Origin of the sequence: Pseudarthrobacter sp. S3 (assembly GCF_050156905.1) — a bacterium.
In the GTDB taxonomy this organism is placed as follows: domain Bacteria; phylum Actinomycetota; class Actinomycetes; order Actinomycetales; family Micrococcaceae; genus Arthrobacter.
In genome coordinates, this window is record NZ_CP189583.1 from 3647968 (window position 1) to 3665029 (window position 17062).

At 65.2% G+C, this 17062-nt stretch carries 18 protein-coding genes; 9 read left to right on the forward strand and 9 right to left on the reverse strand.

Features of this window, described 5'->3' with window-relative positions; translation table 11 throughout:
• Positions 1-37: 37 nt before the first annotated feature.
• Positions 38-628 (reverse strand): DUF1992 domain-containing protein, encoded by a 591-nt coding sequence (locus ACQCSV_RS17550; RefSeq protein WP_426938884.1) that lies wholly within the window; start codon positions 626-628, stop codon positions 38-40.
• Between the two features lie 104 nt (positions 629-732).
• Positions 733-1770: an Lrp/AsnC family transcriptional regulator gene (locus ACQCSV_RS17555; RefSeq protein ID WP_426939581.1), complete on the reverse strand. Its 1038-nt coding sequence runs from the start codon at positions 1768-1770 to the stop codon at positions 733-735.
• Between the two features lie 145 nt (positions 1771-1915).
• Here ACQCSV_RS17555 and ACQCSV_RS17560 point away from each other — a divergent pair, with 145 nt between their 5' ends.
• The 4 genes from ACQCSV_RS17560 (at position 1916) to ACQCSV_RS17575 (ending at position 5781) form a co-directional block, all read left to right on the forward strand.
• Positions 1916-3136 (forward strand): M20 metallopeptidase family protein, encoded by a 1221-nt coding sequence (locus ACQCSV_RS17560; RefSeq protein WP_426938885.1) that lies wholly within the window; start codon positions 1916-1918, stop codon positions 3134-3136.
• Between the two features lie 26 nt (positions 3137-3162).
• Positions 3163-4455: an MFS transporter gene (locus ACQCSV_RS17565; RefSeq protein WP_426938886.1), complete on the forward strand. Its 1293-nt coding sequence runs from the start codon at positions 3163-3165 to the stop codon at positions 4453-4455.
• Between the two features lie 400 nt (positions 4456-4855).
• Positions 4856-5398, forward strand: a complete 543-nt coding sequence (locus ACQCSV_RS17570) for a TspO/MBR family protein (RefSeq protein ID WP_354154520.1) — start codon at positions 4856-4858, stop codon at positions 5396-5398.
• A 185-nt stretch (positions 5399-5583) separates the two neighbouring features.
• Complete coding sequence (locus ACQCSV_RS17575; protein ID WP_426938887.1) at positions 5584-5781, forward strand: hypothetical protein; 198 nt, start codon at positions 5584-5586, stop codon at positions 5779-5781.
• Positions 5782-5866: 85 nt separating this feature from the next.
• Here the strand turns inward: ACQCSV_RS17575 and ACQCSV_RS17580 are convergent, their stop codons facing one another.
• The 4 genes from ACQCSV_RS17580 to ACQCSV_RS17595 form a co-directional block, all read right to left on the reverse strand.
• The gene (locus ACQCSV_RS17580) at positions 5867-6550 is read right to left on the reverse strand and encodes a DNA alkylation repair protein (protein WP_426938888.1); all 684 of its coding nucleotides are present in this window, start codon (positions 6548-6550) and stop codon (positions 5867-5869) included.
• Between the two features lie 100 nt (positions 6551-6650).
• Positions 6651-7220 carry a GNAT family N-acetyltransferase gene (locus ACQCSV_RS17585; RefSeq protein ID WP_354154517.1) on the reverse strand — a complete coding sequence of 190 codons (570 nt, stop codon included), beginning with the start codon at positions 7218-7220 and terminating at the stop codon, positions 6651-6653.
• Positions 7221-7283: 63 nt separating this feature from the next.
• Positions 7284-7463 (reverse strand): hypothetical protein, encoded by a 180-nt coding sequence (locus ACQCSV_RS17590; protein WP_282330225.1) that lies wholly within the window; start codon positions 7461-7463, stop codon positions 7284-7286.
• A 376-nt stretch (positions 7464-7839) separates the two neighbouring features.
• Complete coding sequence (locus ACQCSV_RS17595; RefSeq protein ID WP_354154516.1) at positions 7840-8613, reverse strand: oxygenase MpaB family protein; 774 nt, start codon at positions 8611-8613, stop codon at positions 7840-7842.
• A gap of 35 nt (positions 8614-8648) precedes the next feature.
• Between ACQCSV_RS17595 and ACQCSV_RS17600 the strand changes: the two genes are divergently transcribed.
• The 5 genes from ACQCSV_RS17600 (at position 8649) to nboR (ending at position 13655) form a co-directional block, all read left to right on the forward strand.
• Positions 8649-8894, forward strand: coding sequence for a matrixin family metalloprotease (locus ACQCSV_RS17600; RefSeq protein WP_354154515.1), 246 nt, complete (start codon positions 8649-8651; stop codon positions 8892-8894).
• Between the two features lie 240 nt (positions 8895-9134).
• Complete coding sequence (uraD, locus tag ACQCSV_RS17605; protein WP_354154514.1) at positions 9135-9632, forward strand: 2-oxo-4-hydroxy-4-carboxy-5-ureidoimidazoline decarboxylase; 498 nt, start codon at positions 9135-9137, stop codon at positions 9630-9632.
• Complete coding sequence (uraH, locus tag ACQCSV_RS17610; RefSeq protein WP_354154513.1) at positions 9629-9970, forward strand: hydroxyisourate hydrolase; 342 nt, start codon at positions 9629-9631, stop codon at positions 9968-9970. The genes uraD and uraH overlap by 4 nt, the downstream gene beginning before the upstream one ends.
• 173 nt (positions 9971-10143) lie before the next feature.
• A complete protein-coding gene (gene aceE, locus ACQCSV_RS17615; protein ID WP_354154512.1) occupies positions 10144-12909 on the forward strand; it encodes a pyruvate dehydrogenase (acetyl-transferring), homodimeric type in 2766 nt (921 codons plus the stop codon).
• 83 nt (positions 12910-12992) lie between these two features.
• Positions 12993-13655, forward strand: coding sequence for a nicotine blue oxidoreductase (gene nboR, locus ACQCSV_RS17620; protein WP_426938889.1), 663 nt, complete (start codon positions 12993-12995; stop codon positions 13653-13655).
• A gap of 22 nt (positions 13656-13677) precedes the next feature.
• On the opposite strand, the gene ACQCSV_RS17625 is transcribed toward nboR, so the two are convergent.
• From ACQCSV_RS17625 to ACQCSV_RS17635, 3 genes are read right to left on the reverse strand one after another with little or no spacing between them, the layout of a single operon-like run.
• Positions 13678-14457, reverse strand: a complete 780-nt coding sequence (locus ACQCSV_RS17625) for an SDR family oxidoreductase (RefSeq protein WP_426938890.1) — start codon at positions 14455-14457, stop codon at positions 13678-13680.
• Between the two features lie 41 nt (positions 14458-14498).
• Positions 14499-15242: an aspartate/glutamate racemase family protein gene (locus ACQCSV_RS17630; protein WP_354154509.1), complete on the reverse strand. Its 744-nt coding sequence runs from the start codon at positions 15240-15242 to the stop codon at positions 14499-14501.
• A 42-nt stretch (positions 15243-15284) separates the two neighbouring features.
• The gene (locus tag ACQCSV_RS17635; protein ID WP_426938891.1) at positions 15285-16859 is read right to left on the reverse strand and encodes an NCS1 family nucleobase:cation symporter-1; all 1575 of its coding nucleotides are present in this window, start codon (positions 16857-16859) and stop codon (positions 15285-15287) included.
• Between the last annotated feature and the right edge of the window lie 203 nt (positions 16860-17062).

The window sequence follows — 17062 nt, forward strand, 5'->3', positions numbered from 1 at the left end:
CCGACGACGGCGGGTGGCGCCGCCGTCGTGCGTTCTCCTAAGTGGTGCCGCGCCAGAGCCGCTGCCACCACGGACGCTTCGGTTCCCGTTCGGGAGGTGCGTCTTGTGCGAGGGCGGCACGGCGTTCGCGCCAGCGCGCCACCTCCGTTTCGACGTCGCGTGTTTTGGTGATGACGGGCGGACCGCCCTGGAGCTGGCGCCGGGCGTCAACCACCCGGGCGTTGAAGTCTGCGAGGAGGTCCCGGACCTGCTTTTCGGTGAACTGGGCATCCAACCGCCCGTCCAGTTCGGCGTCTTCGGTGCGGAGCAGGATGGCCTTGGGGCCCAGCCCGCTGATGTTCTCGCGCTGAATCAGGCCCTTCACCCACCAGTCAGGATCGTAGGCCTCCCCCAGCCCGGGGATCGGCTTGCCGGCGTATTTGAGGTTGTCGAATTTGCCCTGTGCCATGGCGTCCCGGATCAGGTACTCCGCCCGCCGCGCATCGTCCACCTTCTTGCTAATATCCCGGTCCTTGGCCTCGGCGGCCTCGAGTTCGGCCTCTTCCTCGGCACTGATGCCGGCTCCGCGGTAGGACCGGAGCTCGGCAGCCCGTTCCAGCCGGCGCCTGAAGGCGCTCTCGCCGCCCATGTTCAGTCACCGCCTCCGCGCCCGTCCCGATCCTCTCAGACTTCCAGTATTCAGAAGGCCGGTACAGGTTTCAACGAGGGCCACCCACGGCTGGCACCGAAAGCTCAGGGGAGCCCCAGGACCGGCAGCTCCGTGCCCGAGACCACAACGGCGCCGCTCGCCGTCGAATCCGGGTTCAGCATCCAGCCCACCCGCTTGGCGGTGTTCAGGATCACGACGCTCTCCACGAGCTCGATCTGCGGGATGCGTTGCTGGAGGGCCAATTCGGCGTTCATCACATCGGCCAGCGAATGCAGCCACATGACGATGACAAAATTTGTGCTCCCTGTGGTGGACGCGCTGAGCCGGACAGTGCGGAGGCTGCGGAGTTCGGCAGCAGCGGCCTCGTGCTGGCCCGCCGGCACGTTGACGAACCACTGGCAGCTCACTGGATAGCCGGAGAGCTTCTGGGCAATTTCACAACGGAAGGACAGCAGCCCGCTTGCCAGCACCCTGTTGAGCTGCCGTTGGACTGTCGCCGGGCTCCTGCCCAGGCTCCGGGCAATCTCCGCGGCGCCCGCGCGCCCGTCCCGAGCAAGGAACGGGATCAGATCCAGGTGGCTGGGCGGCAGCGGAGCTCCGGTCATCGGGGCCGCCGGACCGGTGGCCACCGGACCGGCCAAGGCCTTGAGCGCATTTTGCTTCGCCTTGTCCAAAATGTTGAGCCGCCACGCATAGCCACTGGAATGCAGTCGGGTGCACAACGAGGTCCGGTACTTCAGTAGTCCGGGGATCTCCTTTAACCGCGGAAGTACCTCCTCCGTGAACCGGGCCAAGGTGGGCGCTATGACTGTCAGCATAAGATCCCGGTTGCTTCCAGCTTCCTCCACCGTGACCACTTCGGGGATTGCTGCAAGCGCCGCGGTCACCTCGTCCCGCTGCCGCATTTCGCAGTCCACGTCCACCAACGCCAGGCACATCTGTTTGGGATCTCCAATCAGGTGGGCCGTCGTCCAGGCCGCCCCGGACAACTTCAGCCTGTCCCAGCGTGCGGCCAGCGTGGTGGCATGCACTCCCAGCACCGTGGCCGCATCCGACCAGCTGATCCGCGGTGCAATCTGCAGCGCGTTGATCAGTGCCAGGTCTTCCTCGCTTAGCACCACTTCGTCAACCTCCACGCTTCAGTGAATGAATCCTGCCATTTCAATCATACTTTTGGTTTTTTCCAGCAATTTCGGCGCTTGTGAACCGCATCACTTCACAATGGAAGCGGGTTACTGACCAAACGTTCAGAAATTAGGAGAGCATATGTCGATCACCACCGACGCCAGGGAACTCCAGGACGAGATCGCCCGGTTCCGCCACGAGCTGCATCAGGAACCGGAGATCGGACTGCACCTTCCCCGGACCCAGGAAAAGGTCCTGAAAGCCCTAGACGGCCTGCCGTTCGAGATCACCCTGGGCAAGAGCACGACGTCGGTCACCGCAGTTCTTCGCGGCACCGCACCGCACGCATCGGCAACAAAACCAACAGTCCTCCTGCGTGCTGACATGGACGGTCTCCCCGTCCAGGAACGGACCGGCGTCCAGTTCGCGTCCAAGATCGACGGCGCCATGCACGCGTGCGGCCACGACCTCCACACCGCCATGCTCGCCCGCGCAGCCACGCTCCTGTCCGAGCGCCGGGATCATCTGGCCGGCGACGTCGTGCTGATGTTCCAGCCGGGCGAGGAAGGCTTTGACGGGGCGGGCCACATGATCCGCGAAGGCGTGCTGGACGCGGCCGGACGCCGGGTTGACGCCGCCTATGGGATGCACGTGTTTTCCGCCTTGGAACCGCATGGCCGGTTCTGCACCAAACCCGGCGTGATGCTGAGCGCCTCGGACGCCCTCACCGCCACGGTTCTGGGCGCCGGCGGCCACGGTTCGGCCCCTCACACAGCCAAGGACCCCGTTACGGCGGCCGCCGAAATGGTGACCGCCCTGCAGGTGATGATCACCCGCCAGTTCGACATGTTCGATCCCGTGGTCCTGACGGTGGGTGTCCTCCACGCAGGCACTAAGCGAAACATCATTCCGGAATCGGCGCGCATCGAAGCCACCATCCGAACCTTCTCGGAGGCCTCCCGGGAGCGGATGATGTCCGCCGTTCCCACCCTGCTGAAGGGCATCGCCGCAGCCCACGGCCTCGAGGTGGACGTCGACTACCGCCACGAGTACCCGCTCACCGTCAACGACGACGACGAAACACGCACCGCAGAAAAGACCATTGAAGACCTCTTTGGACACTCGCGCCTCACCCGCTGGGCCACTCCACTCAGCGGATCCGAGGATTTTTCCAGGGTGCTCGCGGAGGTACCCGGGACGTTTATCGGGCTCAGCGCCGTCGCCCCCGGCGCCGACCACAACGAAACCGCGTTCAACCACTCCCCCTACGCCGCCTTCGACGACGGCGTGCTCTCCGACGGAACCGCGCTCTACGCAGAGCTGGCCGTCTCCCGCATCGCAGCCCTGGCCTCGGCCAACTGAACTCCCCTCACCCCTTGGAGCATGAAATGACTACAACTGCAGGCGCCCCAGCTGACGTCCAGGTTCACAAGTCCCACCTGCGCACGCTCGTCGGCACAGGCATCGGCAACGCCGTCGAATGGTACGACTGGGCAATCTACGCCACCTTCTCGCCATTCATCGCGAGCGCACTGTTCAGCAAGGCGGATCCGACGTCGGCCTTCCTCGCCACCTTGGCGATCTTCGCCGTCGGCTTTGTCGCCCGTCCGTTCGGCGGCTTCGTGTTCGGCTGGATCGGTGACCGGATCGGCCGCAAGACGTCCATGACGTTCGCCGTGGGCCTCGCCGCCCTGGGCAGCCTGATCATTGGCGTCGCCCCCACCTTCGAAGCCGTGGGGGCCTTCGCATCGGTCCTGCTGCTGGTGGCCCGGCTCATCCAGGGCCTTGCCCACGGCGGCGAGCTGCCGTCGTCGCAAACGTACCTCTCGGAGATGGCGCCCAAGGAAAAGCGCGGCTTCTGGGCAACGCTCATTTACACTTCCGGTACGGTGGGCATCCTTGCCGGAACCACGCTCGGCGCCATCCTGTCCAACGTGTTGAGCACGGCCGACATGAACGCCTGGGGCTGGCGGGTGCCATTCCTGATCGGCGGCGCCCTGGGCCTCTACGCCCTGTTCATGCGGGCCCGCATGAAGGAAACTGCGGCGTTCGAGGCAGAGTCGCCCAAGGAAAAGCGCGAGCCGATGTGGCCGCAGATTTACAAGCACCGCAAGCAGGCCCTCCAGGTGATTGGCCTGACCGTCGGCCTGACTGTGTCCTACTACATCTGGGGCGTGGTGACTCCAAGCTACGCCTCGACGGTACTGAAGATGGACCGCGGAGAGGCCCTCTGGGCCAGCGTGATCGCCAACGTACTGTTCATCGCCGCCCTGCCCTTCTGGGGCAAGCTTTCGGACCGGATCGGCCGCAAGCCGGTCATGATCTTGAGCGCCGCCGGCTCCGCGCTGTTCCACTTCCCGATGACCTGGCTGCTGAAGGACTCCCCGTGGCAGCTTGCGGTCACCATGTCCGTCATGCTGTTCTTCATCGCCGGCAGCGCAGCAATCGTCCCGGCCGTTTACGCCGAACTGTTCCCCACCAGGATCCGCACGGTGGGCGTGGGCGTCCCCTATTCGATCTGCGTTGCAGCCTTCGGTGGTACCGCACCGTACCTGCAGGCCTGGCTCGGCACCATCGGACAGGGCAACCTATTCAACGTCTACGCCGTGGTCCTGCTGGCCATCAGCATCGCGTTTGTGTTCACCATCCCTGAAACGAAGGGCAAGGACCTGACGCACTAACCGGCAGCGCCGCCTCCGTAGGAGCGACCACCACCACGCGCGAAAGGACACTTGAGGACTCGGATCCTGGGGCCGCAAGTGCCCTTTCGCGCTCGCCTTTGCGTGAAAGGCGCCAGCCCGTTCAGGCGCGGGCGTGTTGGGCGAGCAGGGCGTCGCTCTGCCCTGCCGCTTCCCGCATGCCCTCTTCCATGCCCATCCGGACCATCTGCTCTTCTCCTTCGTTACCAGGGAGGCCCGTTCCAGCACCGCTACATGCCTCTGGACGGCGGCGAAACGTCCGAATCTCTAAGCTGATCTACAACCATTTGGTTGTTTCATATGCCCGGGGCGGCAGGGTGTCAAGACACCGCGGCAGCCTCCCGGTTTGACGCGGGTGCCCACCATTGCCCACAGTGGGTCAGTGCCTGCCACTATCCCCACCGAAGTGCAAGGTCCGGCGGCCCCGGACATGCCGTCCCGACGGCGGCAGATCGCTGCCCTGATCGGCTTCCTCGCGCTCTCCTGGTCCGTGTCGTTCGTGGGAGCCCTCCCGGTCCGCGCGGCTACGGGCGGCTGGTATGCCCTGGCCGACAAAGCCCCCTGGACGCCTCCCGGGCTGATGTTCACGTCCGTCTGGCTGGTCCTGTACGCGGCCATGGCCGTGGCGGCCTGGCTGGTGTGGCGGCAGCGGCGCCTCCCCCGCCGCCGCGCACTCACGCTGTACGGGCTCCAGCTGGCCCTGAACCTGCTCTGGCCCATGACGTTCTTCGGCCTGCACTCCGCGCTGGGGACAGCGGCGCTCTGGCTGGCCCTGTCCCTCCTCGCCGCCCTCACGCTCACGGCGGTCCTGACAGTCCTGCGCTTCGGACCCATCAGCCAGACTGCCGGCGTCCTGATGCTGCCGAACGTATCGTGGCTGGTGTTTTCGGCGTCCCTGAACCTTTACGCAGCCGTCAGTAACTAAGGCCGGCGCGGGCGTGTAATCGCTCACACTTTCGCCGTTTCTGTTGCATATCCCGGCGGCAAGCATGAACCATGAGATCGGGACCCCGTTCCCGCACTACCAAGATCAGCAATCCTCACCGACGAGGATGCGGCCCCCTCAAGGACGACGCGGAGCCGTTAACTGCATGAGCGAAAGTACTGACAATGACGTTTGAAAACACTGACTCCATCACGCTGAAAATCTGGGACCGGTCTGCGATTGAGCACACCCTTGAGAGCATTGTGCACGACCTCTCGGTCAAGGCGAACACCACCAAATGCCGCATCGCGGTCCACTGCAGCGGCCCCAACACTTTCACGGTCAGCGTCCGTAACCAGGAACGCCAGCTCGCCACCGCCTGATCGGTTCACAGCCAAAAACTGAAGCGGACGACGGCGGGAGGTTCCCGGCGTCGTCCGCTTCCGTTTTGCGTCCGGGCCAATAGCCTTACGCCCGCGCCTGGCGGCTCACCATCTCGTTGATCCAGCTCGGCGCGAACGGCGAGGTGCAGTTCGGCGGTGTCGGATAGTCCTTGAGGACCTCGAGCCGTTCGCCGATATCGAGCGCGCGGGCCCGGAGCTCCTCGCGCTCGATGCCGATGAAGGCCAGCGTGTGGTTCATCGCCCACTGCAGCCGGTCCGGGGCGTCCTTCATCTCCGCCTCGATGGTGTCCAGAAGCCCCGGGAGGTCGAGCCCCGCGGGCTTCTTCGCCACGCGTTCGCTGGTCAGGGCCCAACCGGCGCTTGCCACGACCGGATCCGGATCCGCTGACCAAGCCACGCGCAGGTCCTCCGCGTGCGGGCTTTTCTTCACCACATAGTTCACCAGCCAGTCGTGCACCTTGGGGGCACGCGCCTCGCGCAGCATGGTCTCCAGCTCGTCGCGTTCGAAGGCCTTCGGCCGGCAGATCAGCAGCGCCACAAGCCTCGCCGGAGTGTCGTTCGTGGCCCAGAGTGCGCGCGCGAGTTCCTGCTGCGTCTTCAACCGCTTGGCGACAGCGCGCAGCTTGGACAGGTTCACGCCATGGTCATCGCCGCGCTTCTCGTTCGCCTCGCGCACCTTCGGGTCCTCAAACACGGCCAGCTCGGCCATCACTTCATCCAGCAGCCCCGCCGTCATCGTCTCCGACATTGTCACCCTTCCGGTCACCGTCCTGTCGGTTCCAGCCTACGGCTGACAGCGCGTTTGCAGCAGATGCGACCGTCAGTGGCCCGCGTCAGTTATGCGGCCATTACCGGCCGCCGGTGGCCACCCAGGAACCGAGCGGCTCGGCCGCCACTTCTGTGTCCTCTTTCTCGGTCCCGCACGGCACAAAGCCGCGCGCCTGGTAGTTCGCCAAGGCCGCGGGACCATCGAGGCTGCAGGTGTGGACCCAGACACGGGACACCTGCGGGAGGTCGACGCGTTGCGTCAGCGACCAGGCCGCCGTAATGCCGTGCTCCAGCAGCAGGCCGCCGAGGCCCCGGCCGATCGCCTCCTCGGAAAGGCCGAAATACCTGACCTCCACGTGCGTGCCATCTTCGGCCACGACGGGTTGAAGGTGGACATACCCCCACGGCACGCCCTCACCATAGAGGACCCAGAATTCCGTCCCGGTCACCGCGAGTTCCTCGGCCCACTGCTGCCGCGTCCACTCGAGCCGGTCCGTCCAGTGCCACGGTCCGCCGACCAGGCCATAGAGGAAGCGGCCGAACTCCGGAGTGACTCCATCAGCCCGGTCCAGCCGTGCCTCCTCGGGCAACGGGCGCGCCGTCCAGGCGGGCGGCTGGAGCATCTGGAGCGTTGTGGTGGTGACCTTCATAGACAGCTCAAATTTTCGATCTCGATCATCTGTCAATCCTATTTGCGACCGAGAGTAGGGCGTCTACTCTTCGCCGTTGTCCCGCGCTTCCAGGTGCTTCGCCATGGCCTCGCAGGCCTGGTTCCAGCGAGCCGTGAGGGCCTGCCGGTTCAACGGTTCGAACATGCTGTTGAGGACTTTCTCGACTGCGTCGTATGCGGCGTCCCGAACCCGTTCCTGCGCTGCTTGGCTGTAATAGTTCATGACAGGGATTCGTTGCGGCAACGCCGAAAGATGGTCTGCCACGGCCACCATGGCTGGGCCAGGCGCCGCGGGCAGGGACGGACGACGGCGGGTCCTCCCGCCGTCGTCCTCCCGTCTTTGGTGCTGGCCGTCTTTGGTGCTGGCCGCCGAAGGCGACCTTTTCCCAGGCGAGGATGTCAGCCCCCTTCGCGCTGTTTCCTGCCACGGTGAACCTGACGTAGTTGAAGCGGTTCGATTCCTCGAGGATGGTCCGTACGATTTCACGGAAGCCGGGAACCGCTCGGTTTCGGGGCAATGGACAGCGAGCAACCCCGAAGGCAAGCGAACGACGGCGGGAACCTCCCGCCGTCGTCCGTTTTCCCCGCGCAGTGGTTCCCTACGAGGTGCGGAGCCGGCCAAGGCAGTAGTTTTTTACGCAGTGCCGGACCGGCCGCGGCAGCCGCGGATACACCAGGGCTGACCACCGGGTGGTGCGGTGGAACAGGCGGCTGTGGCGGTCGCTCCACGGCAACCCGAAACCGGCTCGCAAGTGGTCCGGCAGCAGGCCGGCGGTGATGAACCGGATCAGCGGCATGCTCATCCGCAGCCAGAGCGGACCCGCCAGTGGGTACAGGAGGTCGCGTCCGACTCCGGCGGTCACGGCGTCCAGTTCCAGAGTCCGAAGGGACTCGTCCCAGTATGTCCTGAAGGCTGCGCGGTCAGCGGGCCACAGGTCCGCCGGCAGTTGCAAGACCGTACCGATTCTTGCGTAGTCGCTGTACATGAGGTCGGCTGCGTCGTCGTCCAGCGGGCCGTAGATTTTCTCGTAGACGGTGATGGCAGTGTCGTACAAGGTGGCCACCACCCATAATTGCGCCTGGGCATCGAACGCGCTGTACCCGCGGGAGCCGGCGTCGGGTTTTCGACGGACCGCAGAGTGGGCCCGATTGACTTTGCGCCGCACGGCCGCGACTTGGTCCTCGGTGCCGTAAACCACGGCGTAGACGTAGGTGACAGTGGCCCGGAAACGGTCCAGCGGCCGGGCAGTAAAGTCACTGTGCTCGGCGACGCCATGGCCAACCGCGGGGTTGGCGATCTGCAGCAAAATGGCGCGGCCCGCGCCGGCGAGCAATACGCCTTCAGCACCGATATCGGCCAGGGTCCGCACCATGGACCCACGATACGCCCATTGCCGGCGAGCCCTATGTGTTCGTCGCCGGCCAGGTGACCCTCGATGCACCGGGCCTTTCGGAAACACTGGCCTGGCCGGAGGGGCCTGCCCACATCCGTGCGATCCTCATGCACGAGCTGGGGCACGTCCTGGGACTGGACCACGTGGATGATCCCACGCAGCTCATGTATGCGGAAAACAGCGGGCAGTTCGAGTTTGGCGATGGCGACCGTGCGGGGTTGGCGTTGCTGGGAACCGGGGAATGTGTGCCGCGGCTGTAACCGCACGGTAACCACGGCGGGGCGGCTGACCGTTTGCCCGTCAGCGGACGACGGCGGGGACCTCCCGCCGTTGTCCGCTTTCCGTTGTGGCACTTCCCGGCATCGTCCCGGAAGTTGACACCCGCAGGTGCGTGCGGTTGACTTTTGCATATGCTGAAATAACAGTTCCATGATGCGGAATAAAATATCCGCATAGCCTTACACCGTGGATGCCAGCATCGAAACACGAGGACTTGCCTCATGCATCTTGAACAGTTCAACGCGGCCGGCCGCGCCGAGGCCGCCGATTTCCTGCGCCCCTGCCTGGACATCCAACGCTGGATCGACGAGCTCGCCGACGCTCGGCCCTATTCCAGTCCCGACGCACTCTTGGCGGCAGGCCGCGACGCAGCCAATCCCTTCACCCCGGCAGAGATCGAAGCAGCCCTCGCCCACCATCCGCGGATCGGCGAGCGGGCGCAGGGCGACAGCGCGGAAGCCAAGCTGTCCCAGTCAGAACAGGCCGGGCTGGGCGTGGCCGACGCGGCCATCGCCGAGGCCCTGGCTGAAGGCAACCGGGCCTACGAGGAGAAGTTCGGGCAGGTGTTCCTGATCCGCGCCGCCGGCCGCAGCCGGGAGGAGATCCTGGCCGCCCTCAACACCAGGCTCGCTCACACCCCCGAAGCAGAGCAATCAATCATTGGCCAGCAGTTGCGGGAAATCGCAGTGCTCCGACTCGAAGGACTGATGGGCAAATGAGCATTTCCCACGTCACCACCCATGTACTCGATACCGGTTCCGGAAAACCGGCGGCCGCGGTCCCGGTAACCCTCCACATGCTCGACGGCGAGCGTTGGGTCCGGATCGCCGACGGCGCCACCGACGCGGACGGACGCATCAAAGAGCTGGGACCAGAGCGGCTGCCCTCGGGGACGTACCGCCTGGCGTTCGACACAGGCAAGTACTTCGCCGCCAGCGGCACCGAGACGTTCTTCCCGGAGGTGACCCTCACGTTTGGCGTGGTGGAGTCGGAGCCGCACTACCACGTGCCGCTCCTGCTGAGCCCGTTCGCGTATTCCACCTACCGGGGCAGCTGAGTAGTCAGGCAGTACCCCCTTGGCGGCCGCGCGCTGGAGCCCCTCGCCGCCGATTGTGACTGTCTGCTCGCCTTGACGCGCGGATCGTCGCCTAGATAATCTCGACATGCAATAAAGTTTTCTCACAGAACGAAAACTTGAGCCAACTATTCAACGATGAAAAGAGGCTGGACGTGGCTGCAGGAGAAGAGACCTCCCATATCCTCAGCGGGTTGACAAACCAGCTGCCCGATCGTGATCCGGAAGAGACCGCCGAATGGGTTGAGTCCCTGGATGCGCTGATTCAGGAACAGGGCACCGAACGTGCCCAATACATCATGCGCAGCCTGCTGCAGCGCGCCGGCGCCCAGAGCGTCGGAGTTCCGATGGTGACCACCACGGACTACGTGAACACCATCCCGGCGGACCAGGAAACGGCGTTCCCGGGGGACGAAGAGATCGAGCGGAAGTACCGGTCCTGGCTGCGCTGGAACGCCGCCATCATGGTGCACCGGGCGCAACGGGCCGATATCGGCGTGGGCGGACACATCTCCACGTACGCCGGCGCCGCCACTCTGTACGAAGTCGGGTTCAACCACTTCTTCCGTGGCAAGGACCACCCCGGCGGCGGCGACCAGGTCTTCTTCCAGGGCCACGCCTCCCCCGGCATGTACGCCCGCGCGTTTATGGAAGGCCGGCTCTCCGAAGAGGACATGGACGGATTCCGGCAGGAAAAGTCCAAAGAAGGCCACGCGCTCTCCTCCTACCCGCACCCGCGCCTCATGCCGAAGTTCTGGGAATTCCCCACCGTGTCCATGGGCATCGGCCCGATGAACGCGATCTACCAGGCCCAGTCCAACCGGTACCTGCACAACCGCGGCCTCAAAGACACCTCCGACCAGCAGGTCTGGGCGTTCCTGGGCGACGGCGAAATGGACGAGCCCGAGTCCCGCGGCCTGCTCCAGCTCGCCGCGAACGACAAGCTCGACAACCTGAACTTTGTGATCAACTGCAACCTCCAGCGCCTCGACGGACCCGTCCGCGGCAACGGCAAGATCATGCAGGAACTCGAAGCGTTCTTCCGCGGCGCGGGCTGGAACGTCATCAAGGTCGTCTGGGGCCGGGAGTGGGATGACCTGCTCACCCAGGACTCCGACGGCTCCCTGGTAAAGATCATGAACGAAACCCCGGACGGGGACTACCAGACCTACAAGGCAGAATCCGGCGGATTCGTCCGCGAGCACTTCTTCGGCAAGTCCCCGCAGACCAAGGACATGGTCGCGGACCTCTCCGATGATGAAATCTGGAACCTCAAGCGCGGCGGCCACGACTACCACAAGGTCTTCGCCGCGTATAAGGCAGCCACCGAATTCAAGGGCAAGCCCACCGTCATCCTGGCCAAAACGGTCAAGGGCTACGGACTCGGACCCCACTTCGAGGGCCGCAACGCGACCCACCAGATGAAAAAGCTCACCCTCGATGACCTGAAGAAGTTCCGCGACTACCTCCGCATCCCCATCACGGACGAACAGCTCGACGCGGACCTCTACCGGCCCCCGTACTATCACCCCGGGATGGACTCCCCCGAGATCCAGTACCTCATGGAACGCCGCCGCACCCTGGGCGGTTTCGTCCCCGAGCGCCGGCCGGACCACGCTCCGGTGGAGCTGCCGGACGCCAAAACCTATGAGGTTGCCAAGCGCGGTTCCGGCAAACAGCAGGCCGCCACCACCATGACCTTCGTACGCCTGCTTAAGGACCTGCTCAGGGATAAGAAGTTCGGGCACCGTATTGTCCCGATCGTTCCGGATGAGTCCCGGACCTTCGGCATGGACGCGTTCTTCCCCACGGCCAAGATCTACAATCCGGACGGCCAGGCGTATCTGTCCGTGGACCGGGACCTGGTCCTGGCCTACAAGGAATCCGCCCAGGGCCAGCTGATCCACCCCGGCATCAACGAAGCCGGCGCGGTCGCAGCGTTCACGGCCGCCGGCACCGCCTACGCCACCCACGGCGTCCCGCTGATCCCGGTCTACGTGTTCTACTCCATGTTCGGCTTCCAGCGCACCGGTGACGCCTTCTGGGCCGCCGCGGACCAGATGACCCGCGGCTTCATCATCGGCGCCACCGCCGGCCGGACCACCCTGACCGGTGAAGGCCTCCAGCACGCCGACGGCCACTCCCCGATCCTCGCCTCCACCAATCCGGCCGTACTCACGTACGACCCGGCCTACGGGTACGAGATGGGCCACATCATCCGCGACGGCATCGAGCGCATGTACGGACCGGCCGCAAGCGGCGATGGAACCGGACCTGTAGCCGATAAGAACCTCATGTACTACATCACGGTCTACAACGAGCCCATCTCCCAGCCGGCCGAACCTGAGAACCTCGACGTCAACGGAGTGCTGAAAGGCATCTACCGGGTGTCGGCGTCGGGTCTTGAAGGGCCCAAGAGCCAGATCCTGGCCTCCGGCGTCTCCGTCCCCTGGGCTCTTGACGCCCAGCGGATCCTCGCCGAGGACTGGGGTGTCTCCGCCGACGTCTGGTCCGTGACGTCCTGGAACGAACTGCGCCGCGACGGGCTAGCCGCCGAGGAAGAGGCGTTCCTGAACCCGGGCAAGCCCGCCCGCGTCCCGTTCGTCACGCAGCAGCTCGCCGATGCCCAGGGGCCAGTGGTGGCGGTGACCGACTACATGAAAGCCGTCCCGGACCAGATCCGCCAGTTCCTCCCGCACCAGTTCGCGTCGCTCGGAGCTGACGGCTTCGGCTTCTCCGACACCCGTGCAGCTGCCCGCCGCTTCTTCAAGAACGACACCCACTCGATTGTGGTGAAGACTCTGCAGTTGCTGGCTTCGCGCGGCGAGGTAGACGGCGGCGTGCCCGCCTATGCGATGGACCGCTACAAGCTCCTGGACGTCAACGCCGGGACCACCGGCGGCACCGGCGGCGACGCCTGACTCACTCGTCGAGACACACGTTGACGGCAGTGTTCCCCGGGAACACTGCCGTCATTTGTCATGTGGCTGGATAGGCTGGGGCGATGGCTGACCTGGACAAACCACGCACGACGGCGGTGCTGCTAGCCGCCGGCGCCGGGACGCGGCTGGGGCTCGGGCCCAAGGCGTTGCTCCGGTTCCGCGGCAGCACTCTCGTTGAAGTCCTGGCAGACGTGCTGCTCGCGGGCGGCTGCCGGGAAGTAGTGGCGGTGCTCGGCGCGGACGCGGTAACGGTGCGTGCCGCCACCGACCTGAGCCGGCACCGGGTCATCGACAACCCGGACTGGGCCGGCGGAATGGGAAGTTCGTTCCGGGCCGGGGTCGCCGCAGCAGCCCCGGAGGACCATGTGCTTATCGCGCTGGTGGACCAGCCCGGCCTGACGGCAGAAACCGTCGCCAGAATGCTGGCATCCCATCAGCCTGGCCGGGTGGCGGCGGCCGCCTACCGTGGCCCGGACGGAAATCTCCGGCGGGGGCATCCGCTGCTCCTGGATTCCAGCCTCCGGGCTGAGGCCGCCGACACTGCAACCGGCGACGCCGGGGCACGCCATTTCCTCCAGGCCCACCCGGAACTGATCGACCTCGTGGACTGCAGCGACCTCTCCGGCGGCGAAGACCTCGATACCCCCGGGCAGCTCCACCTGCTCGAAACAACAACGCGGGGTCAGATACGGCCCGTAAATCCTCGCAACATGGGCCGCATCTGACCCCGCGTTGGTTTCATCGCGCTTAGCCCCGGCCGATGAACGGCATTCCGGCGGCGGTGATCACCACCGAGCCCACACTGGCCGACGGCGGCATGCCAGCCATCAGGAGCACGGCACGCGCGGCGTCCTGCACCGGGAAGGTGGGCTCCACCCTGCGGCTGCCGTCAGCCTGCAGGGCTCCGGAGTCCACACCGATGGTGGCCATGATGTCCGTGGCTGTGTTTCCGATGTCGATCTGGCCGCAGGTGATGCCGAAGCCCCTGCCGTCCAGCTCAATGCTCTTGGTCAGGCCCGTCATGGCGTGCTTGGTGACGGTATAGGCCACCGTCCGCGGCCGCGGCGAATGCGCTGAAATGGACCCGTTGTTGATGATCCGGCCGCCCTGCGGGTTCTGGGATTTCATGGCCCGGACGGCCGCGGCGGCGCACAGCATCGAGCCGGTCAGGTTCACCGCCACCACAGCGTCCCAGTCGGCAATGCTGATTTCATCCACCGACGCGGCCGGGCCGAACACGCCGGCGTTGTTAAACAGCAGGTCAACCCTCCCCCACGTCCCGGCGGCAGCAGCGAAAAGGCGCTCGACGTCGTCGGGCACTGTGACGTCGCAGGGCACCGTGAGCGCCTGGCGGTGGCCGGCCGCGGACTCCAGCAGCGGAGCCTCACGGCGGCCGGCCAACACCACGCGGTAGCCGTCGGCCAGCAGGAGCCGCGCCACGGCCCTGCCAATTCCGGAACCGGCTCCGGTCACGACGGCGACCGGTGCCGGCCGGTGGGGTTGTACGGGCCGGTGGGTTGCAGTCATGGGGTCGCTCCTTGTGTTGAGGCCGGGCTGTTGACCGCGGCCTAAGGTGCGGCGGGTACTTCCGCCGCCGTTAGGGGCCAGCCTATGACTGTCTTGGGCCGCGGAGTGGCATACGTCCGGACCTTTGAGGTGCTCAGCCGCAGCCGGACCAGCGATTCCGCAATCGTGACAGCAGCCGCCACGCCGTCCACCACGGGGACGCCCGCCCGCTTGCGGATCTCCTCATCCAGGCCGGCCATGCCGCCGCAGCCAAGCACAATGACTTCCGCTTTGTCCTCGCGGACGGCGAGCAGCGCCTGTTCGATGATGGCTTCCACAGCGCGCTCCGGCTCCTCCTCCAGTTCCAGGACGGCCATGCCACTGGCCCGGACCGAGGCGCACCGGGCGTCGAGACCGGCCAGCTTCAGCCGGTCCTCGATCAGCGGAACGGCACGGTCCAGGGTGGTGATCACGGAGTACTTGTGGCCAAGGAACATCGCGGTGCTCGCGGCCGCCTCGGTGATGTCCACGACCGGAACGTCAAGTAGCTCCTGGAGCCCTTCGCGGCCGTGTTCGCCGTAGCCGGCCTGGATGACGGCGTCGAAGGGTTCCGGGTAGCTGACCACGGCGTCCATGACGGCGATGGCCGCGAGGTAACTCTCAAAGTTCCCCTCGCAGGAGTCGGCGCCGAAGCGGGGAGTGATTCCCACGATCTCCGTCTCCGGAAGCGCAGCCATCCGTGCCTGAGCGGCGATCGAATCGGTCATGGACTGAGTGGTGTTGACGTTGGCCACAAGGATGCGCATGGTGCTTTTCTCTTTCGGGAAAGGTAATTCGGGACAGGTACGTCAGTGGGCGCTGGCGACGGCGATTGACTCGCCGTCAACGTCGTCGAGCCGCTGCCTGCGGTCCGAGATGACGTAGTAGACCACCGCGGCGATGCCGGCCGCGACGAACCACGCGAACGGGGCGGCGGCTTCCAGCGCCGGAACAAAGGCGATCAGGAGCGCGATGGCGGCAGCCGGCACCATGGCGATGATGGCCCGGGGATTGAAGCCGTTCTTGTAGAAGTAGGCACCCGCCGGGTCCTCGGAGTAGAGCTCAAGCACGTTGACCTTGCCGCGGCGAATCAGCCAGTAATCGGCCATCACCACGCCGAACAGCGGGCCAAGCAGCGCACCAAGTCCGCCCAGGAAGTACACAATCACTAGCGGGTTGTTGTACAGGTTCCATGGCAGGATGATGAGGCCGATGGTGCCACTGACCCAGGCCGCTTTGCGGAAGTTCAGGTGCTTCGGGAAGAGGTTGGTCAGGGCGTAGACGGGGGCTACAAAATTGGCCATCAGGTTCACGGCGATGGTCAGGACCAGCAGCGCGAGGCAGGCCAGGACAAGGAACAGTGTGTTCGGGATGGTCTGGACAATGTCCGAAGGGCTCTGGATGACCGTCCCGTTGATCTTGAACTGTCCACCGGCCATCACCACCACGATCGCACCAAAGAGCAGCATGTTGATGGGGATGCCCCAGAAGTTGCCGCGGACCACTGCCTGCTTGGAGACCGCCGACCGGGTGAAGTCGCAGAAGTTCAGGACGAACGTCCCGTAAATTGCCACCCACAGGGCACCGCCGGCAAAGATGGTGCGCCACATTTCGGCGCCTTCAAGCGCGTTGTCGCCGGCCCAGGCGATGGAGCCACCGGCTTCCACGAAGATCCAGACGGCGATGGCCGCCATGGTGACCAGGATGATCGGCCCGGCGAACGCCTCATACTTGCGGATCATCTCCATGCCGAAGCTGACGATGACCAACTGGATAATCCAGAGGAACACGAACGATGCCCAGCCCAGGGTGGACAGGCCGAGGATGGAGTTGGTGTCCAGCTCCCGCAGGGAAGGAACCATTGCCACCAGCATGACGCGGAGCACCACGGAGGCGAGGTAGGTCTGGATGCCGAACCAGGCCACGGCCACCGCCCCGCGCAGGAGGCTGGCGATCTGGGCGCCCCTGATGCCGAAGCTGATCCGGCTCATGACAGGGAATGGGACGCCGGTCTTGACGCCCATAAAGCCGGAGAGGCTAAGCAGCGCAAACAGGAGGATAGCTCCGACTCCCAGGGCGAGGAGGATCTGCCAGCCGCCCAGCCCGAGGGCGAAGAGTCCGATGGCGAACGCGTAGTTTCCAAGGCTATGGACGTCGTTGGCCCAGAGCGTGAAAATACTGTAGCTGGTCCAGCGGCGACCTTCGCGCTTGGTCGGGGCCAGGTCGATGTTGTACAGGGTGGGGCTAATGGTCCGGCCGGAGGCGGCGCTGGCGGCATCGCAAAGCGCATCGACACCCATGGAGGGGTGGGCAGCTTTGCCCTGGTCAATGTCAACGGCTGGCCCGGGTGTCGGATCGACGCCGGTCAACGGGGTTGTCTGCATCGTGGTCTCACTTCTTGAAGATGTCTTCCAGGTGTTCCGCAGTGTGATTAATGCCGGAAACGACCGGAAGGAGCGTCGTTGCAATTTCCACAATACGGAAAATGGGTATCGAGTAGTGAAATAACGGTATGACCCGGATCACGCATCAGTCAAGGGTTGCCGGAACAGGCCCGGTCACAAACGGTTGCTTCGACAGCAACGCG